Origin of the sequence: Leifsonia psychrotolerans, assembly GCF_013410665.1 — a bacterium.
GTDB lineage: Bacteria > Actinomycetota > Actinomycetes > Actinomycetales > Microbacteriaceae > Cryobacterium > Cryobacterium psychrotolerans_A.
This window is the reverse complement of sequence record NZ_JACCFM010000001.1, coordinates 2837247-2860965: the sequence shown is the minus strand read 5'-3', so window position 1 is coordinate 2860965 and position 23719 is coordinate 2837247. Positions and strand designations below refer to the sequence as shown.

The window sequence follows — 23719 nt, the reverse complement described above, 5'->3', positions numbered from 1 at the left end:
ACGTGTCAGACCCCTCCTCTTCGCGTAGATCGTGGCGATCACGACTGAACTCTGTCGTCGCCCTGACCCTCGGAGTCGGCCTCGTCGTCAGCGGCGCCGCGCTCGGCACCCTGCCGGCGGCTGCCGCCGATCCATCGACGGGCATCAGCCTCGGCGACCTCAGGGTCGAGAATCGCGTGGAACCACTCGGCATCGACAGCGCGAAGCCCCGGTTCTCGTGGGTGACGTCATCGACCAAACGCGATGTGCAGCAGGAGTCCTATCGAGTGCGTGTGGCGAGCACTCCCGCCGAGCTCGCCACCGGCGCTGTGTGGGACAGCGGTTCCGTTGCCTCGGCCGAGTCGGCCGGCATCGAATATGGCGGGGCTCTCCTCGACGCTGCGACAACGTACTACTGGTCAGTTGATGTGCAGACCACCGCGGGCGCGGCATCCGGGTCCTCGACGTTCGCAACGGGCCTGCTCACGGGCGCCGATTGGGGAAGCAGCGCCTGGATCGGGCGCGACAGAGTGCAGCAAAGCGCAGAGGGTCTGGCGATGAGCCTCGACGGCGCCTCCTGGATTCACCCGCCTTATGCCAGCGGAAACACTCCTCCCGGGTACTTCCATCAGAGCTTCACGCTTCCGACGAACAAAACTATTGAGCGAGCCGAACTGGTCATGGCCGGAGACCGCGGCTTCACCGCCAACCTGAATGGAAAGCAGATCGCCACGGGGGCATCTGCCGATGACGCTTGGAAGAAGGCGACACGGGTTCAGGTCTTCCCGAACCCCGGCGCAAACCTTCTGGCCGTCTACCTGACCAACACCGCGAAGGCGTACGGCGCCGTCGTCGGCAAGCTCACGGTGCGTTTCACCGATGGCACGACGCAGGATGTCGTCACCGACGCAACCTGGTTGAGCAACAAGACGGCCACCACCGGCTGGCAGTCCAACGGCTACGACACCACCGGCTGGGTTCCGGCCTCCGCCCGCGCCACCTACGGGGGCGGCCCCTGGGGCCCCCAGGTCACGGTGCCGCCCGCAGCAGCACCCGACACGCGACTGAGCTTTGACACCGCATCCTGGATCATCCCGCCGATCGGAACACCGAGCAGTTCAAACCCCATTCCGTCGGCCGTCATGCGCAAATCACTCACCGTCTCGGGCACGAAGGAAATCGCCTGGGCGCAGCTTGCGGCCACCGGTGACCAGATCTTCTCGGCCTATTGGAACGGCACAAAGGTCGCGTTCAACAGTGGGCTGAACAACGAGTGGCAGACCGCCCGCGTCGCGAACGTCACGGCCGTCGCCGGCGAAAACGTGCTCGGCCTCGTGCTGAAGACACCGGGCAACAGCCAGAACGGTGGAGTGCTCGCCACCGTGCGCGTCGGATACACCGACGGCACGAGCGAGCAGATCATCACCAACAGCGGCTTCAAGTCCTTGGTTACGGCGGAGGATCAGGCTCCGGCCGGATGGAACACCGCCGGATTCGATGATTCCAGCCCCGCCTGGAAGAACGCGCAGTCAAACCTGCTTTACCGCAACGGAATTTACGGCGCGCAGGTCACCATTCCCACCCTGTCGGTGGGTGCCGACGTGCTCACCTTCGCGAACTCCGACTGGATTTGGACCCCCGAGCCCGGTGCCCCGGTCGCCCCCGGTGAAGACCGCGCGTTCCGCAAGACACTCACCTCGCCCGCCGGCAAGCTGGCGAAGAAGGCCGAGATCCTCATCACCGCCGATGACTCCTACCGGCTCTTTGTCAACGGGCGTCAGATCGCCCGTACCGAGGGGGCCAACAACGAATGGCAGACCTCCAAGCGCTACGTCGTCGACCTGGACGGCGCGACGAACGTCATCGCCGTGCGCACGACCAACGGTGCCGGTTCCGCCGCCGGGCTGCTGATGGTGGGTCGGGTCAGTTATGACGACCTTTCGAGCGCGGTGTTCACGACCGATGCGAGTTGGAAGGCATCCAAAACCATCGCCGACGGCTTCGAAAAGCCTGGCTTCAACGATTCCGCCTGGGCGGCGGCGGCCGTGCAGGCACGCTACGGCTCGGGTCCGTGGGGCAGCGGCGTGCGTTTGCCCACACCAACCCCTGCTGCTGCTCCGTTGATGCGCAAGGAGTTCACCGTCACGTCGCCGATCACGGCCGCCAAGATCTATGTGGCGGCCGGCGGCTACGCCAACGTAAGCCTCAACGGAACGCCGATCAACGACGAACTTCTCTCACCCGGCTTCACCGACTATGACGATCACGCGCAGTACACCGTGACCGATCTCACCAGTCAGCTCAAGCAGGGCGGCAACGCACTCGGCATCGAGCTCGGCCGCGGATTCTATGGTCTGACCAATGGAAATGTCTGGAACTGGCAGAAGGCTCCCTGGCACGATGAGCCGGTCGCCAAGGCGGTGCTTCGCATCGAGTACGCCGACGGAACGACACAGGATGTCGTCACCGATGGAAGCTGGACGTTGCACGATGGGCCGACGGTGCTCGACGACCTGTACGGCGGCGAAACGTACGACGCATCCCGCGAACAGCCCGGCTTCGACACCGTCGGTTTCGCCGACTCGGCCTGGGACAAGGCAGTGGTCGTCGCCGGCCCGAAGGGGGTACTGGTCAACCAGAGCCAGCAGCCCATCCGGATCACCGAAGAGCTGCCCGCCAGCTCGGTCACCGAGGTGATCCCCGGTACCTACGTCGTGAAGTTCCCGCGCATGCTCGCCGGAAACGTCAAGATCACCGCGACCGGTGACGCGGGAACGACGATTCGGTTCCAGTACGCCGAAAAGCTCCGCACCAACGGTCGACTGAACGCCGACAACAACGGTGGCTTCCAAAACGGGTTCCAGACCGACCGGTTCATCCTGGCCGGCACGGGCGCGGCTGAAACCTGGGCTGCCCAGTTCTCGTACAAGGGCTTCCAATACATCGAGGTGAGCGGCTGGCCGGAGGGAAGCACGCCGACCGCGGCAAACTTCACCGCGCAGGCACTGCACACCGACACCGAGGAGACCGGATCGTTCGAGAGCGCGAACAGCACGATGAACGCCACACACCGTGCCGTGGTCGACACTCTGTTGAACAACCTTCACGGCATCCCCACCGACACCCCCATGTTCGAGAAGAACGGCTGGACCGGTGACGCCGCGGTCGGGGCTGAGATGTTCCTGATGAACCTCGACTCACAGAACCTGTTCGCGAAGTGGATCGGTGACATCAATGACAGCCGCGACCCGGTGACCGGGGCGCCCTATGTGATCGCACCGAGCTCGGCGAACTGGGGCGACTGGGGCAAGAACCCGTCGTGGCACGCCGCCTATATTCAGGTGCCGTGGGCGCTCTACCAGTACGGCGGGGACATCCGTGTCTTGCAGCAGTACTACGACGGAATGAAGCAATACACCGACGCCGAGTTCACGCGCTCGCCGGGCGGCATCGCCGATGCCCGACTGGGTGACTGGGTGAGCCCCGAGGCCAGCCCGGCCGGTGGCAACGCACCAGAAGACGTGCACGTCAGCGCGACGGCGTTCCTCTACACGATGTTGACCACCATGGAGAAGACCGCGACACTGCTCGGCAAGCCGGCTGACGCTGCACACTTCGCCGGTCAAGCCGCAACGGTGAAGGATGCCTTCAACGCGACCTTCCTCGACACGGCGAGCGGCTCCTACCGCGGAAGCGGTGACCGGGGCTATCGCCAGACCCACAACGTGCTCGCCCTTGCCTTCGGGATGACCCCCGACGAGGCGACGGCGACGCGGGTCGCCGCAAGCCTGGCCGCCGATGTGGTGGCCAAGGGCGACAAGCTGAACACCGGAACCCTGGGCACCAAGTACCTGTTGCCGATGCTCACCAAATACGGCTACGCGGACCTCGCCTACCGGGTTGCCGTGCAGAAGGAATACCCGAGCTGGGGGTACATGATCGAAAACGGTGCCACCTCGATGTGGGAGCACTGGTCGCTCGAATCGCGTTCACTCGGTCACTACTTTCTCGGCACCGTTGACGACTGGTTCTACCATGACGTCGCCGGCATCCGGAGCTCGGAGACGACCGGATATCGGGACATCAGTATCGCGCCGCAGGTCACCGACCAGCTCGAGTGGGCGAAGGCGACAACCAAGACGCCGTTCGGCCCCGTGAGCGTCGACTGGGCGAAGTCCGCAGGCTCTCTCAGCCTGAAGACACACGTTCCCGTGGGTTCAACCGCAACCGTGACGTTGCCGGCCGTCAACACCTGGGCGGTCACCGAAGGGGGCCTGGCCCTGTCTGAGGTTGCCGGGGTGCGCGCCGTCGCCCAGGTTGGCGACACGGTGCGTGTCACGATCGGCTCGGGGGACTACGCATTCACCGTCAACGCAGATGCCGGTGCCGTAGGCGCCGTGCTGCAAAGCCTTGACGCGCTGACCGCGCAGATCGACGGGCAGCACAGCGCAGGAGAGTTGAACAACGCTCAGGCGTCGACGCTCGCCGGCCTGGTCGACGCGTCACGTGCACACGCTCTGGATGCACTGACCCAGCTCTCGGGGAACGACGCCACCGCGGTCGCTCGCTCGCTCGCTCAGGCGATCGGTGCGCTCGACGCGGTTGACACCTGGATCGCGACAGAATCGCTCAACGATGCACCGCGCACGGCGCTCGAGGAGGCGGCAGAGTCCACTCGCGTGGTCGCGGGGGCAACCGTGTCAACGCTCCTCGGCGTGAGCGCCTCCGCGGCGTTGGAGAGCCCGGCCTCCAAGCCGGGGGAGACGGGAGCCGTGACGGCATCCGTCGCCAACGGCGGAAACAGCGCCATCGCAACGGTCACCGCACGCATCGACGGTGTCGAAGCGGACTGGGCTGCCTCCGAGACCCCGGTTCCGCTCGCCGGCACCCTGGCCGGCGGGGCCACAGAGTCTGCGGCGCTTCGCTTTACGGTTCCGCTCGATCAGGTTCCGGGAGAAGTGCCGGCGACCATCGCCTTCGGCTACCTGTTCGACGGGCAGACCATCGAGCTCCGACGCTCACTGGCGCTCGTGGTTGACTCGGCGCTCACCCTCACGAATGCCGTCTTCGATCCGTCGAGCGTGGCACCCGGGCAGTCGAGCCAGCTCACCGTGACGGTGAGCAACACCGGCTCGCAGGCCGCGGTCGGCCACCTCGAGGTTGCGGTGCCGGCCGGCTGGACGACGCCGTTGCCCACAGGCGATGTGCTGATTCCGGCCGGAGAGGATGTCGCTCTGACGGTGCCCGTGTTCGTGCCGAATGGTGCCGATCGGGCAGCGCTTACGGCATCCGTCACTGCACGCTTCGTCTATGACGGTGTCACGTTCGCGCAGACGACGGCCGCACTGACCGTGGTGCTCGCTCCCGTCACGACGCCGCCGGTCGGCTACGACCACGTTGATCTGGGCAACAAGCCAGACGAAGATGCGCATGGGCTGACGGCCTCGCCGTCGTCGGGAATCAACACCGAGGCGGGGCTCACTCGCCGCTACGCCGGGCACCTCACCGACAACTCGTTCTTCGAGTTCAACGCGACGGTCGTGGCGGGCAAGCCATTCCTGATTCGGGCGATTGAGACCTATGACAAACCGCAGACCAAGAAGTACAAGGTCTTCGTGGATGGCACTGAGGTCATCGAACGCCTGTTCAGCCACACCGGCGGATTGGGCACTGAAACCTACGAGTTCGTCGTCGATGCGGCCCGGGCTACCTCCGGCACCGTGCGGATCAGGTTCCAGAACCTGACCGACCACGGGTTCTACGACCCGTCGATCGCCGACGTCTGGACGCTGCCGGTGGCTGCCGACACGGTTGCCCCGCAGGTGACCGCGACGACGGACCCGTCGGCTCCGAACCGGGCGACTGGGTGGTACACGCAGGCGCCGGTTGGCGTCACCCTGCAGGCACAGGATGACCGTCCCGGTGCTCCCGTGATCGAATACGCACTCGGGTCGGGGGCGATGACGAACTACTCGGCTGCGCTCTCACTCGGCGCTGACGGCGAACACGCCCTGTCTTACCGGGCGACGGATGGTGCGGGCAATGCCAGCGGCATCCAGCACCTGGCTGTGAAGATCGACACCGTCGCGCCGGTGACAACGGCTACGCCTGGTGCGGAGTTTGTGGGGCAATCGGCCTTCACGAGTGGAACGATTCGCTTCAGCGCAGCCGATGCCACCTCGGGTGTTGCCCACACGCGTTACCGTGTGAATGGCGGCGAGTGGACGACGGGTGACGCCGTCACGATCACCACCGCTGGTGCGTTCACCGTCGAGTACGCCTCGGTCGATGTCGCGGGCAACACTGAGGCGGCGCAGTCGATCACCGGCACGATCATCATTCCTGATCTGACGGCGCCGACCGTTGACGTCGCGCTCTCGGGTGCGGGGAACAACGGGTGGCATGTCGCGGGTGCGGCGGCCACTCTGACCGCGACCGACGACCAGAGCGGTGTCGACTCGATTGAGTACAGCCTGAACGATGGCGCCTGGACGACCTACACCGCTCCGGTCACACTGCCGGAGGGAACGACCGTGTTCGCCTACCGGGCCACCGATAACGAGGGCAACGTCAGTGCGCCCCGCTCAACGACCGTCACGGTCGATGCGACGGAGCCCACCGTCTGGGGCTGGATCTCGACAACCGGGCGAGTGAGCGCGGTGGGCGCGGATGCGGGCTCGGGTGTTGACCATCTCGAGTATGCAGTCGACGGAAGCACCTGGGTGAGCGGTTTGACTCAGTTGATTGCGGAGACGGCCACGCCGAGCACCCTGCAGGTGCGCGCGGTCGACCGTGCGGGCAATGTGGGTGAGGCGTTGCAGCTGTCCCGCACCGACGCCCCGACGACACTCGACATCACTGCGGGATCACGTGTGCTCGTCGAGTCGAGTGGGTTCACTCCGGGAGCGACTGTTCGAGTCGAACTGCACTCGACTCCGACCGTTCTCGGAACGGTCATCGCGGATGCACGTGGCGTGATCAGCGCACTGGGAACGGTTCCGGCCGACTTCCCGGGTGGACAGCACAGCCTGGTGCTGGTCGTTGTCACCACCGGCACGGACCCGGGCACCAACCCGGGTACGAACCCCGGAACGGACCCCGACACGACAGTGACGATCCCCACCGACGTCATCGCGTCGACCGGTGTCGACATGCTGCCGTTCACGCTGATCTCGGGACTTCTGCTGCTCGCGGGAGTGGGACTCGTGCTCATCCGCCGTCGTCGGGCGCGCGAGAGGTAGGGCGCTCGACTCGCACTGTGGACCACCACCGGGCAGGATCCCTGCGGATCCCGCCCGGTGGTGGGCGTCCGGGCCCCTCACCCGATGCCGCGGCGCGTCATTCGACGACAGCAAACCCGGGAACTCAACCCCGCAGAAGTACCCCATTCACAAAACGACGAGTCGTTCACTCCATCACTGACGATAGGAATGCAATGCCCGACACACTTCGCTCCATCTCGAGGCAGTTATCCGCCACAACACTTGCGCTGGCACTCGTGGGCGGGCTTTTCGCGCTCGGCAGCGCAGCCGCCCCCGCGGCTTCTGCTGCCTCCGCTGCTGCCTCAGCTGCCGCCTCCGCAGCCTCTGCCTCCGCAGCCTCTGCCTCCGCCGTGGCGACGGTCCAGTCCAGCGCAGCGGCCGGGATCGCCGCGGCGCCCGATGCCTGGCTGACCTCCTGGGCCCAATCGCAGGACCGGGTCGCGGGCCTCACCTTCACCAATCAGACCCTTCGCATGATTACTCATTTGAGTCAGGGCGGTGACGAGCTTCGAGTACGCCTGCAAAATCAGTACGGAACCGGTCCCATCACGGTCAACGCATCCGCGGTTGCGATTTCATCGACGGGCGCTGCGACGGTCGACGGAACCACCCGCACGCTGGCGTTCGCCGGACAGCCCAGCGTGACGATTCCGAAAGGCGGAGAGGTCTGGAGCGACGCCGTTGCCCTTGTGACGAAGGCGCAGGATGACATTGCGGTGAGCATGTTCGTTCAGGTCCCGACCGTTCCAAGCCTGCACAGCTACCCGTTCCGCACCAACTACACCTCACCGGCTGGATCCGGCAACAAGGTCACGGACACCTCCGCCGCGGCGTTCACCGAGTCGTTGACCTGGACCTACCTGGTCAGCGCTGTCGACGTGCACAACAGTGAACTGAACGGCACCATCGTCGCCTACGGCAGTTCGGTCGTCGACGGCGAAGGCAGCCAGAATTGCGGGCCGGGCTGCACCGCAACCGGCACGAACCGGCGGTGGGCGGATGATCTGGCACGCCGGATCAACAGCGAACTTCCCAGCGACGCGCAGATCGCGCTCGCCAATGCCGGAATCGGCGGCACGACCGCCTCGCCGGCTTGCGGGGGTGGCGGCAACAACGGCGTCGACCGTTTGAATCGCGACGTTCTCGCACTCCACGGCGTGACCGGGGTGATCTACTACTACGGAACGAACGACCTGCCGGCCAACTGCTCAGCGACAACCATTATCGACAGCTACACGAACGTCTTCCAACGTCTGAGGGCCGCCGGTATCAAGATCTACGTCACGCCGATCACCCCGCGTCCGTCGTACACCCAACCGCAGAACGCCGTGCGAAGCGCCGTCAACAGTTTCGTCACGGCCGGCGGTAACTGCAGCGGAACCTGCGACGCGATTCTCGACTTCGACGCGGTGCTCAAGGACCCCGTGAATTCGAACACCATTTACGCTCCGTTCGACACGGGCGATGGAACCCACGCAAATGTGGCGGGTCAACAGGCGATCGCGAACAGCATCCCGCTGCCCCTCCTCGCCGCATCCGGTCTGCCGGATGGTTCCCCGCTGCCGGTGCTGAAGACCTTCTCGACGTACGACTTCGAGCGCGGCTACCAGGGCTGGCGGGCGGGCTCGAATGTCGGCGCGGTGAACTGGGTCAGCACGTTCGCCAACGGACCGAAAGCGCCCTTTGCCGGGCAGCGCGTCATGGATGCCCGGTCGCTCAACGTTCCCGCGAACGTGATGAGAACGGTGTTCGTCGCGCCACCGGTGCCGCTGGATGCCAGCGCTCAGACGGAGCTGGTGGCCCACATCGATTCGCACGGGGCATTCCCCGGCGCAACCGGCTACGAGGCCGTCGTCACTCTGACCGGTGCGGGTGGGGATGTTCGCACCCAGACGTTCCCGATGACCCCAGATAGCTGGAACACCATCACACTCGATGTATCCGAATGGGCTGCGCGCAGTGCGGTGAGTCGCATTGAAATCGGATTCCGTGTGCTCGGTGCGACGGGAAACTGGTCGCCACACTTCCAGATTGACGACGTCATCTGGAACGCTTTCCCGGAGATCACGTCGGGTGCTCCGAGTGCCGCGATGGTGGGTTCGGCGTATTCGTTCACGGTGGTTGCGTCGGGTAACCCGGCGCCGACGTTCTCGGTCAGTGAGGGATCGCTGCCGGCTGGGTTGAGTCTGGATGCGCAGACGGGTGTGGTGTCGGGTGTGCCGACGCTGGCGGGTTCTGCGACGTTCACGATCAGTGCCAGTAATGGTGTCGGGGCGCCGGCGACTGCCGCGTACACGATGGTCGTGGCGGCGGCTTCTGTTGCGCCGGAGATCACGTCGGGTGCTCCGAGTGCCGCGACGGTGGGTTCGGCGTATTCGTTCACGGTGGTTGCGTCGGGTAACCCGGTGCCGACGTTCTCGGTCAGTGAGGGATCGCTGCCGGCTGGGTTGAGTCTGGATGCGCAGACGGGTGTGGTGTCGGGTGTGCCGACGCTGGCGGGTTCTGCGACGTTCACGATCAGTGCCAGTAATGGTGTCGGGGCACCGGCGACTGCCGCGTACACGATCGCGGTTGCCGCAAAGCCGACTCCGACCCCGACCCCGACCCCGACTCCGACCCCGACTCCGACCCCGACTCCGACGCCGACGCCGACCGTGACGCCGACCGCGACGCCGACGTCCTCGGCCGCCCCGGGTGCGCCGACAGACGGCAGGCAGCCACCTCTGGCCAGCACGGGCTCCGAGCTCCTGCCGCTCAGCCTGCTGGCAGCGGGTCTGGCACTGTGCGGAGTCATCGTGCTGCGTCTTCGTCGCAGACAGCTGAACCGGGAGTAGTCAGACCAGCTGAGCCCGCCCGCCACGGTGAAGCAGTGGCGGGCGGGCTCGGGTGTGTACCCCGAGCGGGTGGTTCCCTGTGCCGCTCTGTCGGGATTCCCCTTGGCAGGGTCAGGGTGGCGGAACGAATTGACACGTTTTATTGCGTAAAATCAAACCGATTCCATTCACTGACCCGGCCACCGAATCGGCCACAACCGAAAGGGTGCGCCATGGCCGTAAACGTTCGGGATGTGGCTGCGCTTGCCGCAGTATCCGTCGGAACCGTCTCCAACGTGATGAACCACCCTGACAAAGTGTCAGCGGTCACCGTGGCGCGGGTGCAGGATGCCATCAAATCGCTCGGCTTCGTGCGCAATGACGCCGCGCGCCAACTACGCGCCGGCCACAGCACGAGCCTGGGACTCGTCGTGCTCGACGCCGGCAACCCCTTTTTCGCCGAACTGGCCAAGGGTGCCGAGAACCGGGCGATGGAAGAGGGGTTCACGGTTCTTGTCGGCAACAGCGATGAGAAGCCCGAGCGCGAAGCGCTCTATCTTGACCTGTTCGAGGAACAGCGTGTTCATGGCGTGTTGATCGCTCCGTTCGGTGACGCGATGCCGCGTCTGGAGCAGCTCAAGGCACGTGGAACTCCGGCGGTCGTGGTCGACCGCGCAGTGGATCACCCCGGATTCTCCTCGGTGTCGGTCGATGATGAGGCCGGCGGCTACCTCGCGGCTCAGCACCTGCTGTCGACCGGGCGCCGGCGTCTGGCCTTCGTCGGCGGGCCGATGCCATTGCGCCAGGTTACCGACCGCCTTGGCGGTGCTCAACGCGGCGTCGCCGAAGTAGAGGGCGCCTCGATCGAGGTCGTCGAAACCGATTCACTGACGGTGCGCGCCGGGAGGGAAGCCGGCGAAGAGATTTCACGCCGCTCGGCGGTTGATCGGCCCGATGCCATTTTCGCGGCCAACGACTTGCTGGCCATGGGCCTGTTGCAGGCGTTGATGAAGAACAGTACCGCCGCGGTTCCCCGCGACATCGCCCTGATCGGCTACGACGACATCGCCTTCGCCGAAGCCGCGGTCGTCCCGCTGTCGTCGATTCGCCAGCCGAGCGAGTTGATCGGCTACACCGCCGTGCAACTGCTGCTGCGCGAAGCTGAAAGTGGCCCCGATTACGTGCACGAACACGTGCGCTTTCAGCCGGAACTGATCGTGCGCGAGTCGACCGGTGGCCGCATTTTCTGACGGTGTGAACTCGTCCTTCAGAACGGGCGCGGAGTAGGCTCGATCCATGAGTACGACGGAGCAATCCCAGGCGGAACGCGACAGTCACAGCTTCTTCGGCCAGCCGCGATCCCTCGCGAACGTCTTCGGCGTCGAACTCTGGGAGCGCTTTTCGTTCTACGGCATGCAGGGCATCCTGCTGATCTATCTCTACTATTCCGCTACGCAGGGCGGGCTGGGCATCCCCAAGGTCACAGCGGCCGGAGTGGTCGGGGCCTATGGCGGGGCGGTTTACCTGTCAACGATTCTCGGTGCGTGGGTGGCTGATCGCCTGATCGGCTCCGAACGCACTCTGTTCTTCAGCGCCATCGTGATCATGCTCGGTCACATTTCTCTGGCTCTGATCCCGGATGTCACCGGCGTCGTCGTGGGCCTCCTCCTCATCGCAGTCGGCAGCGGGGGGCTCAAAGCCAACGCCACATCCGTCGTCGGATCCCTCTATCGACCCGAAGATCCCCGTCGCGACGCCGGATTCTCCATCTTTTACCTCGGCATCAATCTGGGCGCCTTCTTCGGCCCGATCCTCACCGGGCTGCTGCAGTCCACGCTCGGTTTCCACTATGGATTTGGGCTCGCCGCGGTCGGGATGGGCATCGGGCTTCTGCAGTACTCGTTTGGTCGCAAGCGCCTGCCCGAGTCGTCCCGTCGGGCGCCGGATCCGTTGCCAGCATCCCGTCGCCTGCCCTACGCGTTGATCGGTCTGGCCGGCGTCGTCATCATTGTGGTGTTCGTCCTGATCGGTGTGATTCGGGCCGAAAACCTGGCTCTCGTGGTGATCGTCCTCGTGGTCATCGCCACGATCTCCTACTTCACCGTGATGCTCTCCAGCAAGCTGGTGACTCGGATCGAACGCAAGCGCATTTTCGCGTTCATCCCGCTCTTCATCGCGAGTGCGGCATTCTGGTCGCTCTATCAGCAGCAGTTCACCGTCGTGACGATTTACTCCGACGAACGTCTCGACCGCAACCTGTTCGGCTGGACCATGCCGGTCTCGTGGGTGCAGTCCATCAACCCGATCTTCATCATCATTCTCTCGGGGGTCTTTGCCGCCATCTGGACCAAATGGGGCGCGCGGCAGCCGTCAACTCCCATCAAGTTCGCGGCCGGCACGGCGATCATGGGTGTCGCTTTTCTGCTCTTCCTGCCGTTTGTGGGCGGCGGCGCGAACTCAACCCCCCTCCTGGCACTGGTCGGAATCCTCTTCGTCTTCACGATCGCTGAGCTTCTGCTCTCGCCGGTCGGCCTGTCGGTGACGACAAAGCTTGCCCCGGCGGCATTCACCACGCAGATGGTGGCCCTGTTCTTTCTCTCGGTCTCGCTCGGCACTGCCGTCTCTGGAATTCTGGCCGAGTGGTACACCACCGCTCCCGAAGGACTTTACTTCGGGGTGCTCGGTGGCATCGCGATCGTGATTGGCCTCGCCCTGGCCATCGGAGCACGCCCGATCGTCAAGCTCATGAGTGGGGTGCGCTGAGCCGACGTCCGCGCCGCGAGTTTCGGCGCGATGCGCACGTTTCGGTGCATTGCGCATGGTTGACCGTGCGCGTAGCGCCGTACCCTGCGCGTTGCGCACGCGTTCTGCCATGATGCGCACGGCACACCGCGCGCGAACGTCTCTCCACAGCATGAGCCGCCGCCAGTTTCTGCACGGATTCGTGACGGCGAGCCGAAGCCCGGTCAGCGAGGTCACAGCCTGAAGTATGAGTGAAATTATTGATTCGATCGGCATTCGTTTCGGAGGGCTGATCCCGTCGGCCGAATTGCAAATGGCCGGGCTGAGCTCGCATGTGGTCGCGAAGCTCGTTGCCCGGGGCACATTGGTCCGAATCCGCCGGGGAGTCTACGCCGACGGAGCGCTCTGGCGTACTGTGCAGGCCGAACAGCGCTACCGGATGCTCGTGCTGGCGACCGCGCATCTTGCGCAGACATCCCAGGTGTATTCGCACCTGTCCGCTGCGGCGCTGCACGGGCTTCCCTTAATCGGCGCCTGGCCGAACTCAGTGCACACCTCCCAGCCCGGGGACTCGACGGGAAACACGGCACGGTTCACCACGCGTCACCGCTGCGCGGGCGTTCTCGACACCGTGGAAATCGCAGGGCGCACAGTGACGACGGTGCAACGAACACTGGTCGATGTGGCGGCGAGCCAGAGTTTCTTGGTGGCAGTGACAATGATCGATCACGTGCTGCACCAGGAATTGATGCGGGTGGAGAAGGCGAGCCGCTCACGAATCGTGGTGCCGCCGGCGCTTACGACGGATGACCTTCTCAGCGAATTGGAGCGGGTGCACCCCTACGCAGGAATGCGGCGGGCCGAACAGGCGATCACGTTCAGCAGCGGACTCGCGGAAACGCCCGGTGAGTCACTGAGTCGAGTGCGTATCTATGAGCTGGGATTCGAGGTGCCCGAGCTGCAAGTGAACTTTGTCGGGACCGACGGACGCAGCTATTGGGTCGACTTTTTATGGCGGCGAATCCGCAAGATTGGTGAATTCGACGGTCTGCACAAGTACCTGCGCGGGGCCATACTCGGCGACCGAGATCCGGGCGAGGTCGTGATTGCCGAGAAACGCCGCGAGCGCGCTCTGCGCCGACATTGGCACAGCTTCACGCGCTGGGAATGGGACACCGCAATCTCGCCGCGTCGATTCTACGACTTTCTCAGCGAGCATGAGGTGCCGCGAGTGTAGCCTCGTCGGGCCCTGCGCCCGTGCGTACCGACGCGCGATGCGCACCTTCTGGCGCCCGGCGCATGTTCTACCCTGCGCCAAGTGCGATAACCTGCGCCGCCCGGACGTGTCCGCGATCGTGCGTCGTCGCATCCGCGCGCGTGCTACCCGCACTGCCCGGCTCGCGAAGCGCATCGTGCGGCGCAGGGCGCACGTTCTACCGTGCGCCTTGCGCCACAACCTGCGCGGCGACCCGCACACGGCGCCTCCGCGGACGGTATTAGCGCGTGGTCGTCGCCTCGACGACGGCAATCGACTCCGTCGCTGTCTCGCGGGTCTCGCGCTCGATGGCGTCGGCATCCGTTTTCAGGCGCTCGGGTCCTTCGACGGCGGTCTCTCCGATAGTGGCCACCGCGCCGGTCGGCAGGATGAATTCTTTGGTTGCGACGATGCTGAGAGTGCCGGTGAGGGCGCGGCCGTCGCCTAGGTGCCGCAGCTCGAGACGCACGCCGACCCGAGGCCGATAGCGCAGGCGCAGGCCACGGTACTTGATCATCCAGATCAGGATGGCCGCGGCGGCCAGGACGCCCGAGGCCGCGGCGACGCCGACCGCCCAGCGGGGTCCGAATTCGTCGGCGACCCAGCCGACTAGCGGCGCGCCGAGCGGAGTTCCGCCGGCGAAGATCGCCATGTACAGCGCCATCACGCGGCCGCGCATGCTTGGCTCGGTCGTGGTCTGCACGTAGGCGTTCGCGGTGGTCATCAGGGTGAGCGACGAGAAGCCCACGAGTATGAGCGCCGCGGCGAAGAGGCCGTAGCTCGGCATGAACGCGGCGATTCCACAGGTGATTCCGAAGGCGGCGGAGCCAATCAGAATGAGTCGGAGGCGCGCGTGCGGTCGCTGCGCCGAGAGCAGCGCGCCAGCGACCGAGCCGATCGCCATGATCGAGCTGAGCAGGCCGAACTCACTGGCGCCCAGCCCGAAGACAACGGTCGTCATCGTCGAGGTGAAGATGGCGAAATTGAAGCCGAACGTGCCCACGAGGAACACCACGATCAGCACGACGATAATGTCGGGCCGGCCTCTTACATAGCGGAAGCCCGCAAGAAGCTGTCCGCGTGCGCGGGGGGCCAAGTGTTGAACGCGGAGCAGTGACTTCCGCAGCAGGAACATGGCCAGTACGGTGAAGGCGAAGGTCACCGCGTTGATCAGGAAGACCCAGCCGGCACCGACCGCTGCGGTGAGCACGCCGGCGACGGCGGGGCCGATCAGCCGGGCGCCATTGAAGGATGCCGAGTTGAGAGCGACGGCGTTCGACATATTGTCGTCGTTCACCAGTTCGCCAACGAAGGCCTGCCGGGCGGGTGCATCGATCGCCGAGACCACGCCGAGGGCGAAGGCGAAGAGGTAGACGTGCCAGAGTTCCACGACTCCGAGCACGGTGATCAGGCCGAGCCCGAGCGCGAGAGCACCCATCGAGGTCTGCGTCAGGATGAGCAGTTTGCGTCGGTCGAACCGGTCGGCAATCAGGCCCGACCAGGGCAAGAGCAGAAGTTGCGGGCCGAACTGCAGGGCCATCACGATACCGACCGCCGCGGCATTGTGATTGGTCAGCTGAGTCAGCACGATCCAGTCCTGCGCGGTGCGTTGCATCCAGGTGCCGATGTTCGACACCAGGGCACCGGCGAACCAAATGCGGTAATTGACGCCGCTCAGCGAGCGGAACATTGCACTCAACTGTCGACGATCTCCCTCATGATGAGGGTCGCCGCAGCGAGCGTCTGCCGCTGCTCGGGGCTGAGTTTCAACACGCGCTGGGCGATCCACGCATCTCGGCGTTCGCGCGTCTGTTCGACGACCGCGCTGCCCTGCTCGCTCGGGGTGAGGCGCACCTTGCGTCCGTCAACCGCCGATCCTTCGCGCCGGGCCAGCCCGGCCGTCACGAGCGCATTGACCGTGCGATTCATTGAAGGAGGAGTGACCCGCTCGTGCTCGCTCAACTCGCCGAGGGTGAGCGGCCCATGAACGTCGAGCGTGCAGAGGGCCGAAAACTGTCCCGGCGTGAGTTCATCCTCACCGCGCTGTTGGCGCAGGCGGCGGGCGAGGCGGCCGTTGGCCAGGCGAAAGTCGTGACTGAGCTCGGCCACCCGGTCGAGCGAAGGGGTCGGGCTCGCCGCGGAGGGAGCGCTTTCGACGGCCGACGCGGCGGGGGCGGCGCGGGCGACGGATGTCCGTGTCAAGAAATCACTCATGGTTAGTTAGCATAACAAATTAGCTTTGCTAAGCAATTCCGGTACTCGCATCGTGCCCCGTGACATCCCGGCTCGAGGAATGAGCCGGGTGCAGAATAGCCCCATGCCTACCTTCACGGATGCCCACGGGATCGCGATCACCTATTACGTCTGGCCCGTCGCCGAACCGCGGGCGGTCGTGCAGCTCACGCACGGCGTGGGCGAGCACGCCCAGCGTTATCGGGAACTGGCAACAGCCTTGAATGCGGCCGGATATTCGGTCTACGCCGACGATCATCGCGGTCATGGCCAGACCGGTGTCACCCAGCATGGCGGCGATCTGAGCAAGCTCGGTCGGCTCGGCCCCGGCGGGCTGCGCGCCGCGGTTGCCGCCGTGCACCAGTTCAGTGGCATCATCCGTGCCGAGAATTCAGGCCTGCCACTCGTGCTCTTCGGACACAGCTGGGGCTCGTTCATGGTGCAGATGATCATCAACGAGCACGCGGCCGAGTATGACGCCGTCGTGCTGAGCGGCACCGCCTATCGCTGGCCCGGGTACCTCGACAGCGGGGACCTCAACCGCAAACACAAACACCTCGGCATGACTGGCGCCGAATGGCTCAGTCGTGATCCGGCCGTGGCGGCGGCCTTCGTCGCCGACCCCCTCACCACGCTGACGCCGCTGGCGAAGCTCTTCGGCCTGCGCGACGGTGTGCGTCTCTTCGGCCGGCCCGCGCGCGATCTCCCGGAGGAACTGCCGCTTCTGATCCAGGTCGGCGGCGACGACACGGTCGGCGGTGAGCGCAGTGCACTCCGGCTGGCGAAGGCGTACTCCGAACGCTCGGGGCTGCGCGATCTGACACTGATCGTCTACCCGGGGGCCCGGCACGAGATCTATAACGAAACGAATCGCGCCGAGGTCACCGCCGACCTCGTGAGCTGGCTCGACGAGCACCTGCCCGTGCGCTCGTCGAGCGACCCGGGTGCGTCGAGCGACCCGGGTGCGTCGAGCGACCCGGGTGCGGCCAGCGTCTAACAGCCGGCCGCGGCATCCGTCGAGTTACCCCGTTGCGGTCGAGTTCACCGGGCACGCGGGCGTAACTCGACCGCATCGGGCAGAGTCAGCGAATTCTGCACCGAGCGGATGCCGCCGGATGCCGCCCGTCTCGGTACGCAGGCGCGGGCGAGGCATAGGCTGACGGTATGCATGGTGAATACAAGGTTCCGGGCGGCAAGCTCGTCGTGGTCGATCTCGAGGTCGTCGACGCGACAATCACGGGCTTTCGGCTGGCCGGCGACTTCTTTCTGGAACCAGACGAAGCACTCGAACGCATCAACGCGGCCGTGAACGGACTCTCCGCCGACAGCGACGCCGCAACCATTGCGGCCGCGGTGCGCGACGGGCTGCCCGAGAACGCGGTCTTGCTGGGTTTCTCGCCCGAGTCGGTGGCCGTGGCCATCCGTCGTGCGCTGTCGAAGGCGACGAGCTGGGGCGACTACGAGTGGGAGATCGTGCACACGCCGGCGGTGTCGCCGCGCATGCACCTGGCCCTCGACGAGGTGCTCGCCGCCGAGGTGGGCGAGGGCCGGCGCAAGCCCACCCTGCGCATCTGGGAATGGGATGAATCGGCGGTCGTGATTGGCAGCTTCCAGTCGCTGAAGAACGAGGTCGATCCTGAGGGGGCGGCGAAGTACGGATTCGACGTGGTGCGTCGTATCTCGGGCGGCGGCGCCATGATGATGGAGAAGGGCGCCGTCATCACCTACTCGCTGTACGTGCCAGCCGAGTTGGTGCAGGGTATGAGCTTCGCCGATTCCTACGCCTTTCTTGACTCGTGGGTGCTTGAGGCGTTGAAATCACTGGGCATCGATGCCAGCTATCAGCCGCTCAATGACATCACGAGCCCGACGGGCAAAATCGGCGGCGCGGCGCAGAAGCGTCTGGGCAGTGGCGCCGTGTTGCACCATGTCACCATGAGCTACGACATGGACGGCGACGTCATGGCGCAGGTGTTGCGCATCGGGCGCGAGAAGCTGAGTGACAAGGGAATCGCGAGTGCGGCCAAGCGGGTCGACCCGCTGCGCCGCCAGACCGGACTCAGTCGTGCCGAGATCATCGATCGCATGAAGCAGACATTTGCGAAGCTCTACCGCACGGTTCCCGGCGATATTACCGCGGCGGAATATGAGCGTGCCGAGCACCTGGTGACCGAGAAGTTCGCTACGGAGGAGTGGCTGACACGGGTTCCGTAACTCGCCCACAGACCCCTCATGCAACTCCCAGGTTCGCGAGGAGGATAATTGCCGCGGGACTACTTCACGGTCCCGCAAAATTCGACAGGGAGCTCCGTTGAACGGAAATGCCACGACGAGGTACCAGAACGTCGCCCTACTGTCGGTTGCGAGCACAATTGCGCCGCGAATCACGACATCTGCGGAGATCGATCTCCGTTTGGCGCCCGCCCTCAAGCGGCTGCGCCTGCCGAAGGGTCTTCTGCAGCGGGTCGCCGGTGTGCACGAGCGCCGCAACTGGGATGAGAACCAGAAGTTTGACGACGCGGCGGTGTCCGCCGGCCAACGCGCCCTCCACGCCGCGGGGATCGAGCCCGGCCAGGTGGGGTTGCTGATCAACACCTCGGTGACGCGTAAGCACCTCGAGCCGTCGGTTGCCGTGCGCATCCACCATGGCCTCGGCCTGCCCTCGTCGGCGAATAACTTCGACATCGCCAACGCCTGTCTCGGTTTCGTCAACGGCATGACGCTTGCGGGGCAGCTCATCGACGCCGGACAGATCGACTACGCGGTCGTCATCGATGGCGAAGACGCCGACACCATTCAGACCAACACGATCGAGCGCCTCCTCACGGTCGAGATCGGCCGCAAGGACTTTATGAGCGAGTTCGCGAGCCTGACTCTCGGCTCCGGTGCCGCCGCCGCCGTGCTCGGGCGAGCGGATGCGCATCCGTCAGGTCACCGGATGCTGGGCGGTGTCAGCCGCGCCGCCACCCAGTTCAACGACCTCTGTGTCGGCAGTGTCGACGGCATGTTCACTGATGCCAAGGCGCTGCTCGCCGGCGGGATGGAGCTCGTCGTGTCGGCCTGGACCGAAGCGAAACGCGACTGGAACTGGTCCGGCATGCACCGCTACATCCTGCACCAGGTCTCGGATGTGCACACCAATGCGATTGTGAAGGCCACCGGGATCGACCGGTCGCGGGTGCCGCTCACCTACCCGAAATTCGGAAACGTCGGTCCGGCATCGATTCCCATCACGCTCGCCGCGGAAGCCGACACCCTTCGGGCGGGTGATCGGGTGCTCCTGATGGGTGTCGGATCCGGGCTCAATACGGCGATGCTGGAAATCGCCTGGTGATCTCCCCGCTGCCGCGCTCCGCGTTCACACCCGCGCCCGCTTCGCTGCCGCCCACCGCCCTTCCCGGCCTCGACCCGGCCTTCTCGCGCTTGGTCGACGTGCCCGAGCGCGATTCGAAGGGGCAGACGACCGGTCTCACCCGGCGCTGGCACGTGCTCGACAACGCGGCCGAGCTTGACCGGCTCGGTGTCGAGCCGGTCGGCACCGTGCTCTGCGTGCATGGCAATCCCACCTGGTCGTATCTGTGGCGCCGCTTGGTCTCGGCTGCGTCAACGGATGCCGCCACTGAGCCGGGTGAGGCCTGGCGCGTGATCGCGGTCGATCAGTTGGAGATGGGTTTCTCCGAGCGCACCGGCCGGCCGCGCGCGCTCGAGCAGCGCGTGCGCGATCTCGCCGATTTCACCGCCGCCATCGGGCTCGATGGACCCGTCGTCACCCTCGGGCACGATTGGGGTGGCGTCGTATCGATGGGCTGGGCGGTCGATCACCCGGAGTTGCTCGCCGGCGTGATGCTGCTCAACACAGCCATCCACCAGCCGGAGGGCACCCCGATTCCTGCCCCGTTGCGGCTGGCCTTGCGCCAGGGTGTGCTGGGCGTTGCAACCGTGAGTACGCCGGCATTCCTGGAGACGACGCTTGCTCTGGCGCATCCGTCGCTGCCTGCCGAGGTCAAGCGCGGTTATCGGGCTCCATATCGCACTGCGGCTCGTCGAGGCGGAATCGGGGGATTCGTTGCCGACATCCCCGTCGACGCCGGGCACGAGAGTTTCGCGGAACTCGACCGGATCGCCACGGGCCTGCGCCACATCGCCGTTCCCGCGCTGTTGCTCTGGGGCCCGCGCGACCCTATTTTCAGCGACCGCTACCTCGATGACCTCATCGAACGGATGCCGCACGCCGACGTGCACCGCTTCGAAGGTGCCGGGCATCTCCTCGCCGAAGATGTGGACTACGCGTCCGCAGTGCGGGCCTGGCTGGGCGATCGCCGTCCGGCAGGTGGGCACTCGGCTGTCGAGTCTGTCCTGTCCGCGTCCGCGCACCCGTTGGTCGAGCCTGTCGAGACCCAGCATCCGGCTGTCGAGTCTGTCCTGTCCGCGTCCGCGCACCCGTTGGTCGAGCCTGTCGAGACCCAGCATCCGGCTGTCGAGTCTGTCCTGTCCGCGTCCGCGCACCCGTTGGTCGAGCCTGTCGAGACCCAGTTTCGCCCGCTCTGGCACTACCTCGACGAGCTGAATCACAGCACCGAGACGGCCTTGATCGAGATGGTGCCCACCGCGGGTGCTGCCCCGCGGGTGGTCAGCTGGCGGCTCCTCTCCACGCGGGTGCGAGAGATCGCGGCCGGACTCACCCGCATCGGCGTGAAGAAGGGCGACAGGGTTTCCCTGCTCGTTCAGCCGGGCGCCGACCTCACAGCGGTGCTCTACGCCTGCGTGCGGATCGGCGCGATCGTCGTCGTTGCCGACGCCGGCCTTGGCCTGACCGGCCTGACCCGGGCCGTGCGTGGCGCCCGTCCCGACCATGTGATCGGGGCCCTCCCCGGACTCGTCGCGGCTCGCGCTCTCGGCTGGCCGGGGCAGAAGATTTCCACCGTTCGCCTTCCCTCGGCCGTCGCCCGGGCACTCGGCATCTCGTATGTGCTCGCGGATCTTGCCGCACTCGGCCGTAAGACAAGCAAGAACCCCGACGGCGAAGCGATGCTGCCGGCGCCGCCGTTGCCGGACGAGACCGCTGCGATCCTGTTCACCTCAGGCTCGACCGGCCCGGCGAAGGGAGTCGTGTACACCCACGCGCAGCTGTCGGCCGTGCGGGATGCGCTCGCCGCCCAGTACGGCGTCGGCGTCGGAACGGGACTGGTCGCGGGCTTCGCGCCGTTCGCGCTGCTTGGTCCGGCCCTCGGCGCCCGCTCGGTCACCCCCGACATGAACGTGACGAGCCCCAAGACGCTCACCGCTTCAGCCGTCGCCGCTGCGGTGGCCGCAGTGGATGCGACGGTCGTCTTTCTCTCGCCGGCCGCGATCACGAATGTTGTGGCCACGGCCGACGCACTCACCGCATCCGATCGGCGCGCGCTCGAGGGAGTGCGCACCTTCCTCTCGGCCGGCGCTCCGGTGTCAGAACGGCTCCTCAGCGCGGCGGCGCGGCTGATGCCGGGTGCGAGTGCGCACACGCCCTACGGCATGACCGAGGGCCTGCTTCTGACGGATATCTCGCTCGACGGGATCCGCTCGGCGTCGGGGCGAACGGCCGACGCCTCCGGCACTGCTGCAGAGCTGCGCACCAGCCACAGCACCAGCGACAGCACTGGCGTGAGTGCCGGCACGACCGCAGGCGACGGCCCGGGCGGCGTCTGCGTCGGCGTGCCGGCTGCCACAACCCGTGTGCGGATCAGCGCGCTCGATGAGCACGGCGCGGCGACCGGGGAGCCCGGCGAGCTACCGGGAGTGACCGGCGAGATCGTCATCTCCGCCCCACACATCAGGGACCACTACGATCGGCTGTGGCTGACCAATCGGGCATCCGTTCGGGGAACCTCGAGTGACGGCCGCTGGCATCGCACCGGCGACGTTGGACACCTTGACTCCACTGGGCGGCTCTGGGTGGAGGGGCGTCTGCCGCATGTCATCACGACGGCCGACGGCGTTCTGACCCCGGTCGGCCCCGAACAGCGCATCGAATCCCTGCCGGGGGTCGCGCGTGCCGCCGCCGTCGGGGTGGGTCCGGCCGGAGTGCAGCAACTGGTCGCAATCGTCGAAACCGAACCTTCCGCGCGCCGCGTCGGCCTCGCCTCACCCGGGTTGGCCGCCGCCGTTCGAGGCAGCGCGGGCACGCCCGTCGCGGCGGTGCTGGTGGTGCCGAGGCTGCCCACCGATATTCGTCACAACTCGAAAATCGATCGGTCCCGCCTCGCGCGGTGGGCCGACGGAATCCTCTCCGGCAAACGGATGACCCGGCCATGAAGGTCCTCGTCACCGGGGCCAGCGGCCTGCTCGGTCGGGCGGTCGCTGCGGCAACGCTGGCCGCCGGACACGAGGTGCGGACGTTCCAGCGCCGGCCATCCGGTGTGCCCGGAGCCAGTGATGTGCTGGGTTCGGTGACCGACTCGGGGGCCCTGGAACGTGCCGTCGAGGGGATGGACGCCGTCATCCACCTCGCGGCGAAGGTCTCGCTGGCTGGGGACCCGGCCGAATTCGACACCGTGAACGTCGGCGGAACGCGCGCGCTGATCGCCGCGCTGACGCAGGGGGCGCCGGCAGTGACGAGCACAGCGGCGAGCACAGCATCGCGCGAAGCGGTGAGCACCGGGCCCGGCACAGCGTCGACGGATGCCGCCGCCCGCCGCCTCGTCTACGTGTCCTCGCCGTCGGTGGCGCACTCCGGAGCGTCCATCAGCGGGGAGCCCGCGATGCCCGCCGACCCGGCTCGGGCTCGGGGCGACTACGCACGCACGAAAGCGCACGCCGAACTGCTCGCGCTGGCTGCTGATTCGCCCCGCCTGCAGGTTGTGGCCGTGCGACCGCACCTGGTCTGGGGTCCGGGGGACACCCAATTGGTCGCCCGAGTGGTCGAACGTGCACGGTCCGGCCGGCTTCCGCTGCTCGGCCACGGTGCCGCGCTGATCGACACGACCTACATCGACAACGCGGCATCCGGGATCGTGGCGGCCCTCGAACGGGCAGACGACGTGCACGGGCGGGCCTACGTGATCACCAATGGCGAGCCGCGCCCGGTGGCTGAGCTGCTGGCGGGAATCTGTGCGGCAGCCGGCGTGCGCGCCCCGGGCTGGCGGGTGTCGGCCGGGTTGGCGCGGACCGCCGGATCCGTGATCGAAGCCGCCTGGCGCATCCGTGCCGGTTCCGACGAACCGCCCATGACGAGATTTTTGGCCGAGCAGTTGTCGACGGCGCACTGGTTCGATCAGCGTCAAACCCGCGCCGACCTGCACTGGGTGCCCGCCGTCTCTCTCGATGAGGGATTCCGTCGGCTCGCCGCTTCGTACGCGCGCTGACCTGACTTCAGAGCCGGGCCCGACTTCTCAGCCGGACCCGCCCGGCCGCCCGGGCGGTGCCACCCGGCGGTCGGATCCTGCAGAGCGGATGCCGTT

At 66.3% G+C, this 23719-nt stretch carries 12 protein-coding genes; 10 read left to right on the top strand and 2 right to left on the bottom strand.

The window, feature by feature from the left end:
- Positions 1–2: 2 nt before the first annotated feature.
- The 5 genes from HNR05_RS13110 to HNR05_RS13090 all read left to right on the top strand — a co-directional run bounded on the left by HNR05_RS13110 (position 3) and on the right by HNR05_RS13090 (position 14033).
- Positions 3–7220, top strand: a complete 7218-nt coding sequence (locus HNR05_RS13110) for a family 78 glycoside hydrolase catalytic domain (protein ID WP_179579550.1) — start codon at positions 3–5, stop codon at positions 7218–7220.
- Between the two features lie 194 nt (positions 7221–7414).
- Positions 7415–10075, top strand: coding sequence for a putative Ig domain-containing protein (locus HNR05_RS13105; RefSeq protein WP_179579549.1), 2661 nt, complete (start codon positions 7415–7417; stop codon positions 10073–10075).
- 212 nt (positions 10076–10287) lie between these two features.
- Positions 10288–11304, top strand: a complete 1017-nt coding sequence (locus HNR05_RS13100; RefSeq protein WP_179579548.1) for a LacI family DNA-binding transcriptional regulator — start codon at positions 10288–10290, stop codon at positions 11302–11304.
- Positions 11305–11350: 46 nt separating this feature from the next.
- The gene (locus HNR05_RS13095; protein ID WP_179579547.1) at positions 11351–12817 is read left to right on the top strand and encodes a peptide MFS transporter; all 1467 of its coding nucleotides are present in this window, start codon (positions 11351–11353) and stop codon (positions 12815–12817) included.
- A 226-nt stretch (positions 12818–13043) separates the two neighbouring features.
- Entirely contained in the window at positions 13044–14033 is a 990-nt protein-coding gene (locus HNR05_RS13090) for a hypothetical protein (protein WP_179579546.1), read from the top strand.
- A 259-nt stretch (positions 14034–14292) separates the two neighbouring features.
- Here HNR05_RS13090 and HNR05_RS13085 read toward each other — a convergent pair whose 3' ends face one another.
- Complete coding sequence (locus HNR05_RS13085; RefSeq protein ID WP_218868894.1) at positions 14293–15750, bottom strand: MFS transporter; 1458 nt, start codon at positions 15748–15750, stop codon at positions 14293–14295.
- The gene (locus tag HNR05_RS13080) at positions 15747–16265 is read right to left on the bottom strand and encodes a MarR family winged helix-turn-helix transcriptional regulator (RefSeq protein ID WP_179579545.1); all 519 of its coding nucleotides are present in this window, start codon (positions 16263–16265) and stop codon (positions 15747–15749) included. The genes HNR05_RS13085 and HNR05_RS13080 overlap by 4 nt, the downstream gene beginning before the upstream one ends.
- Before the next feature lie 103 nt (positions 16266–16368).
- On the opposite strand from HNR05_RS13080, the gene HNR05_RS13075 reads away from it, so the two are divergent.
- The 5 genes from HNR05_RS13075 (at position 16369) to HNR05_RS13055 (ending at position 23623) form a co-directional block, all read left to right on the top strand.
- The gene (locus HNR05_RS13075; RefSeq protein ID WP_179579544.1) at positions 16369–17280 is read left to right on the top strand and encodes an alpha/beta fold hydrolase; all 912 of its coding nucleotides are present in this window, start codon (positions 16369–16371) and stop codon (positions 17278–17280) included.
- 167 nt (positions 17281–17447) lie between these two features.
- Positions 17448–18497, top strand: a complete 1050-nt coding sequence (gene lplAB, locus HNR05_RS13070) for a lipoate-protein ligase LplAB (protein WP_179579543.1) — start codon at positions 17448–17450, stop codon at positions 18495–18497.
- Between the two features lie 97 nt (positions 18498–18594).
- Positions 18595–19617, top strand: a complete 1023-nt coding sequence (locus HNR05_RS13065) for a 3-oxoacyl-ACP synthase III (protein ID WP_179579542.1) — start codon at positions 18595–18597, stop codon at positions 19615–19617.
- On the top strand, positions 19617–22574 hold the full coding sequence (locus HNR05_RS13060; RefSeq protein ID WP_343062691.1) for an alpha/beta fold hydrolase: 2958 nt from the start codon (positions 19617–19619) through the stop codon (positions 22572–22574). The genes HNR05_RS13065 and HNR05_RS13060 overlap by 1 nt, the downstream gene beginning before the upstream one ends.
- On the top strand, positions 22571–23623 hold the full coding sequence (locus tag HNR05_RS13055) for an NAD-dependent epimerase/dehydratase family protein (protein ID WP_179579541.1): 1053 nt from the start codon (positions 22571–22573) through the stop codon (positions 23621–23623). Before HNR05_RS13060 ends, HNR05_RS13055 begins: the two co-directional genes overlap by 4 nt.
- Positions 23624–23719 lie beyond the last annotated feature (96 nt).

Coding starts and splice junctions, on each gene's coding strand:
- HNR05_RS13080 (WP_179579545.1), bottom strand. CDS start 16,265: ATGAGTGATTTCTTGACACGGACATCCGTCGCCCGCGCCGCCCCCGCC.
- lplAB (WP_179579543.1), top strand. CDS start 17,448: ATGCATGGTGAATACAAGGTTCCGGGCGGCAAGCTCGTCGTGGTCGAT.
- HNR05_RS13090 (WP_179579546.1), top strand. CDS start 13,044: ATGAGTGAAATTATTGATTCGATCGGCATTCGTTTCGGAGGGCTGATC.
- HNR05_RS13100 (WP_179579548.1), top strand. CDS start 10,288: ATGGCCGTAAACGTTCGGGATGTGGCTGCGCTTGCCGCAGTATCCGTC.
- HNR05_RS13105 (WP_179579549.1), top strand. CDS start 7,415: ATGCCCGACACACTTCGCTCCATCTCGAGGCAGTTATCCGCCACAACA.
- HNR05_RS13075 (WP_179579544.1), top strand. CDS start 16,369: ATGCCTACCTTCACGGATGCCCACGGGATCGCGATCACCTATTACGTC.
- HNR05_RS13055 (WP_179579541.1), top strand. CDS start 22,571: ATGAAGGTCCTCGTCACCGGGGCCAGCGGCCTGCTCGGTCGGGCGGTC.
- HNR05_RS13095 (WP_179579547.1), top strand. CDS start 11,351: ATGAGTACGACGGAGCAATCCCAGGCGGAACGCGACAGTCACAGCTTC.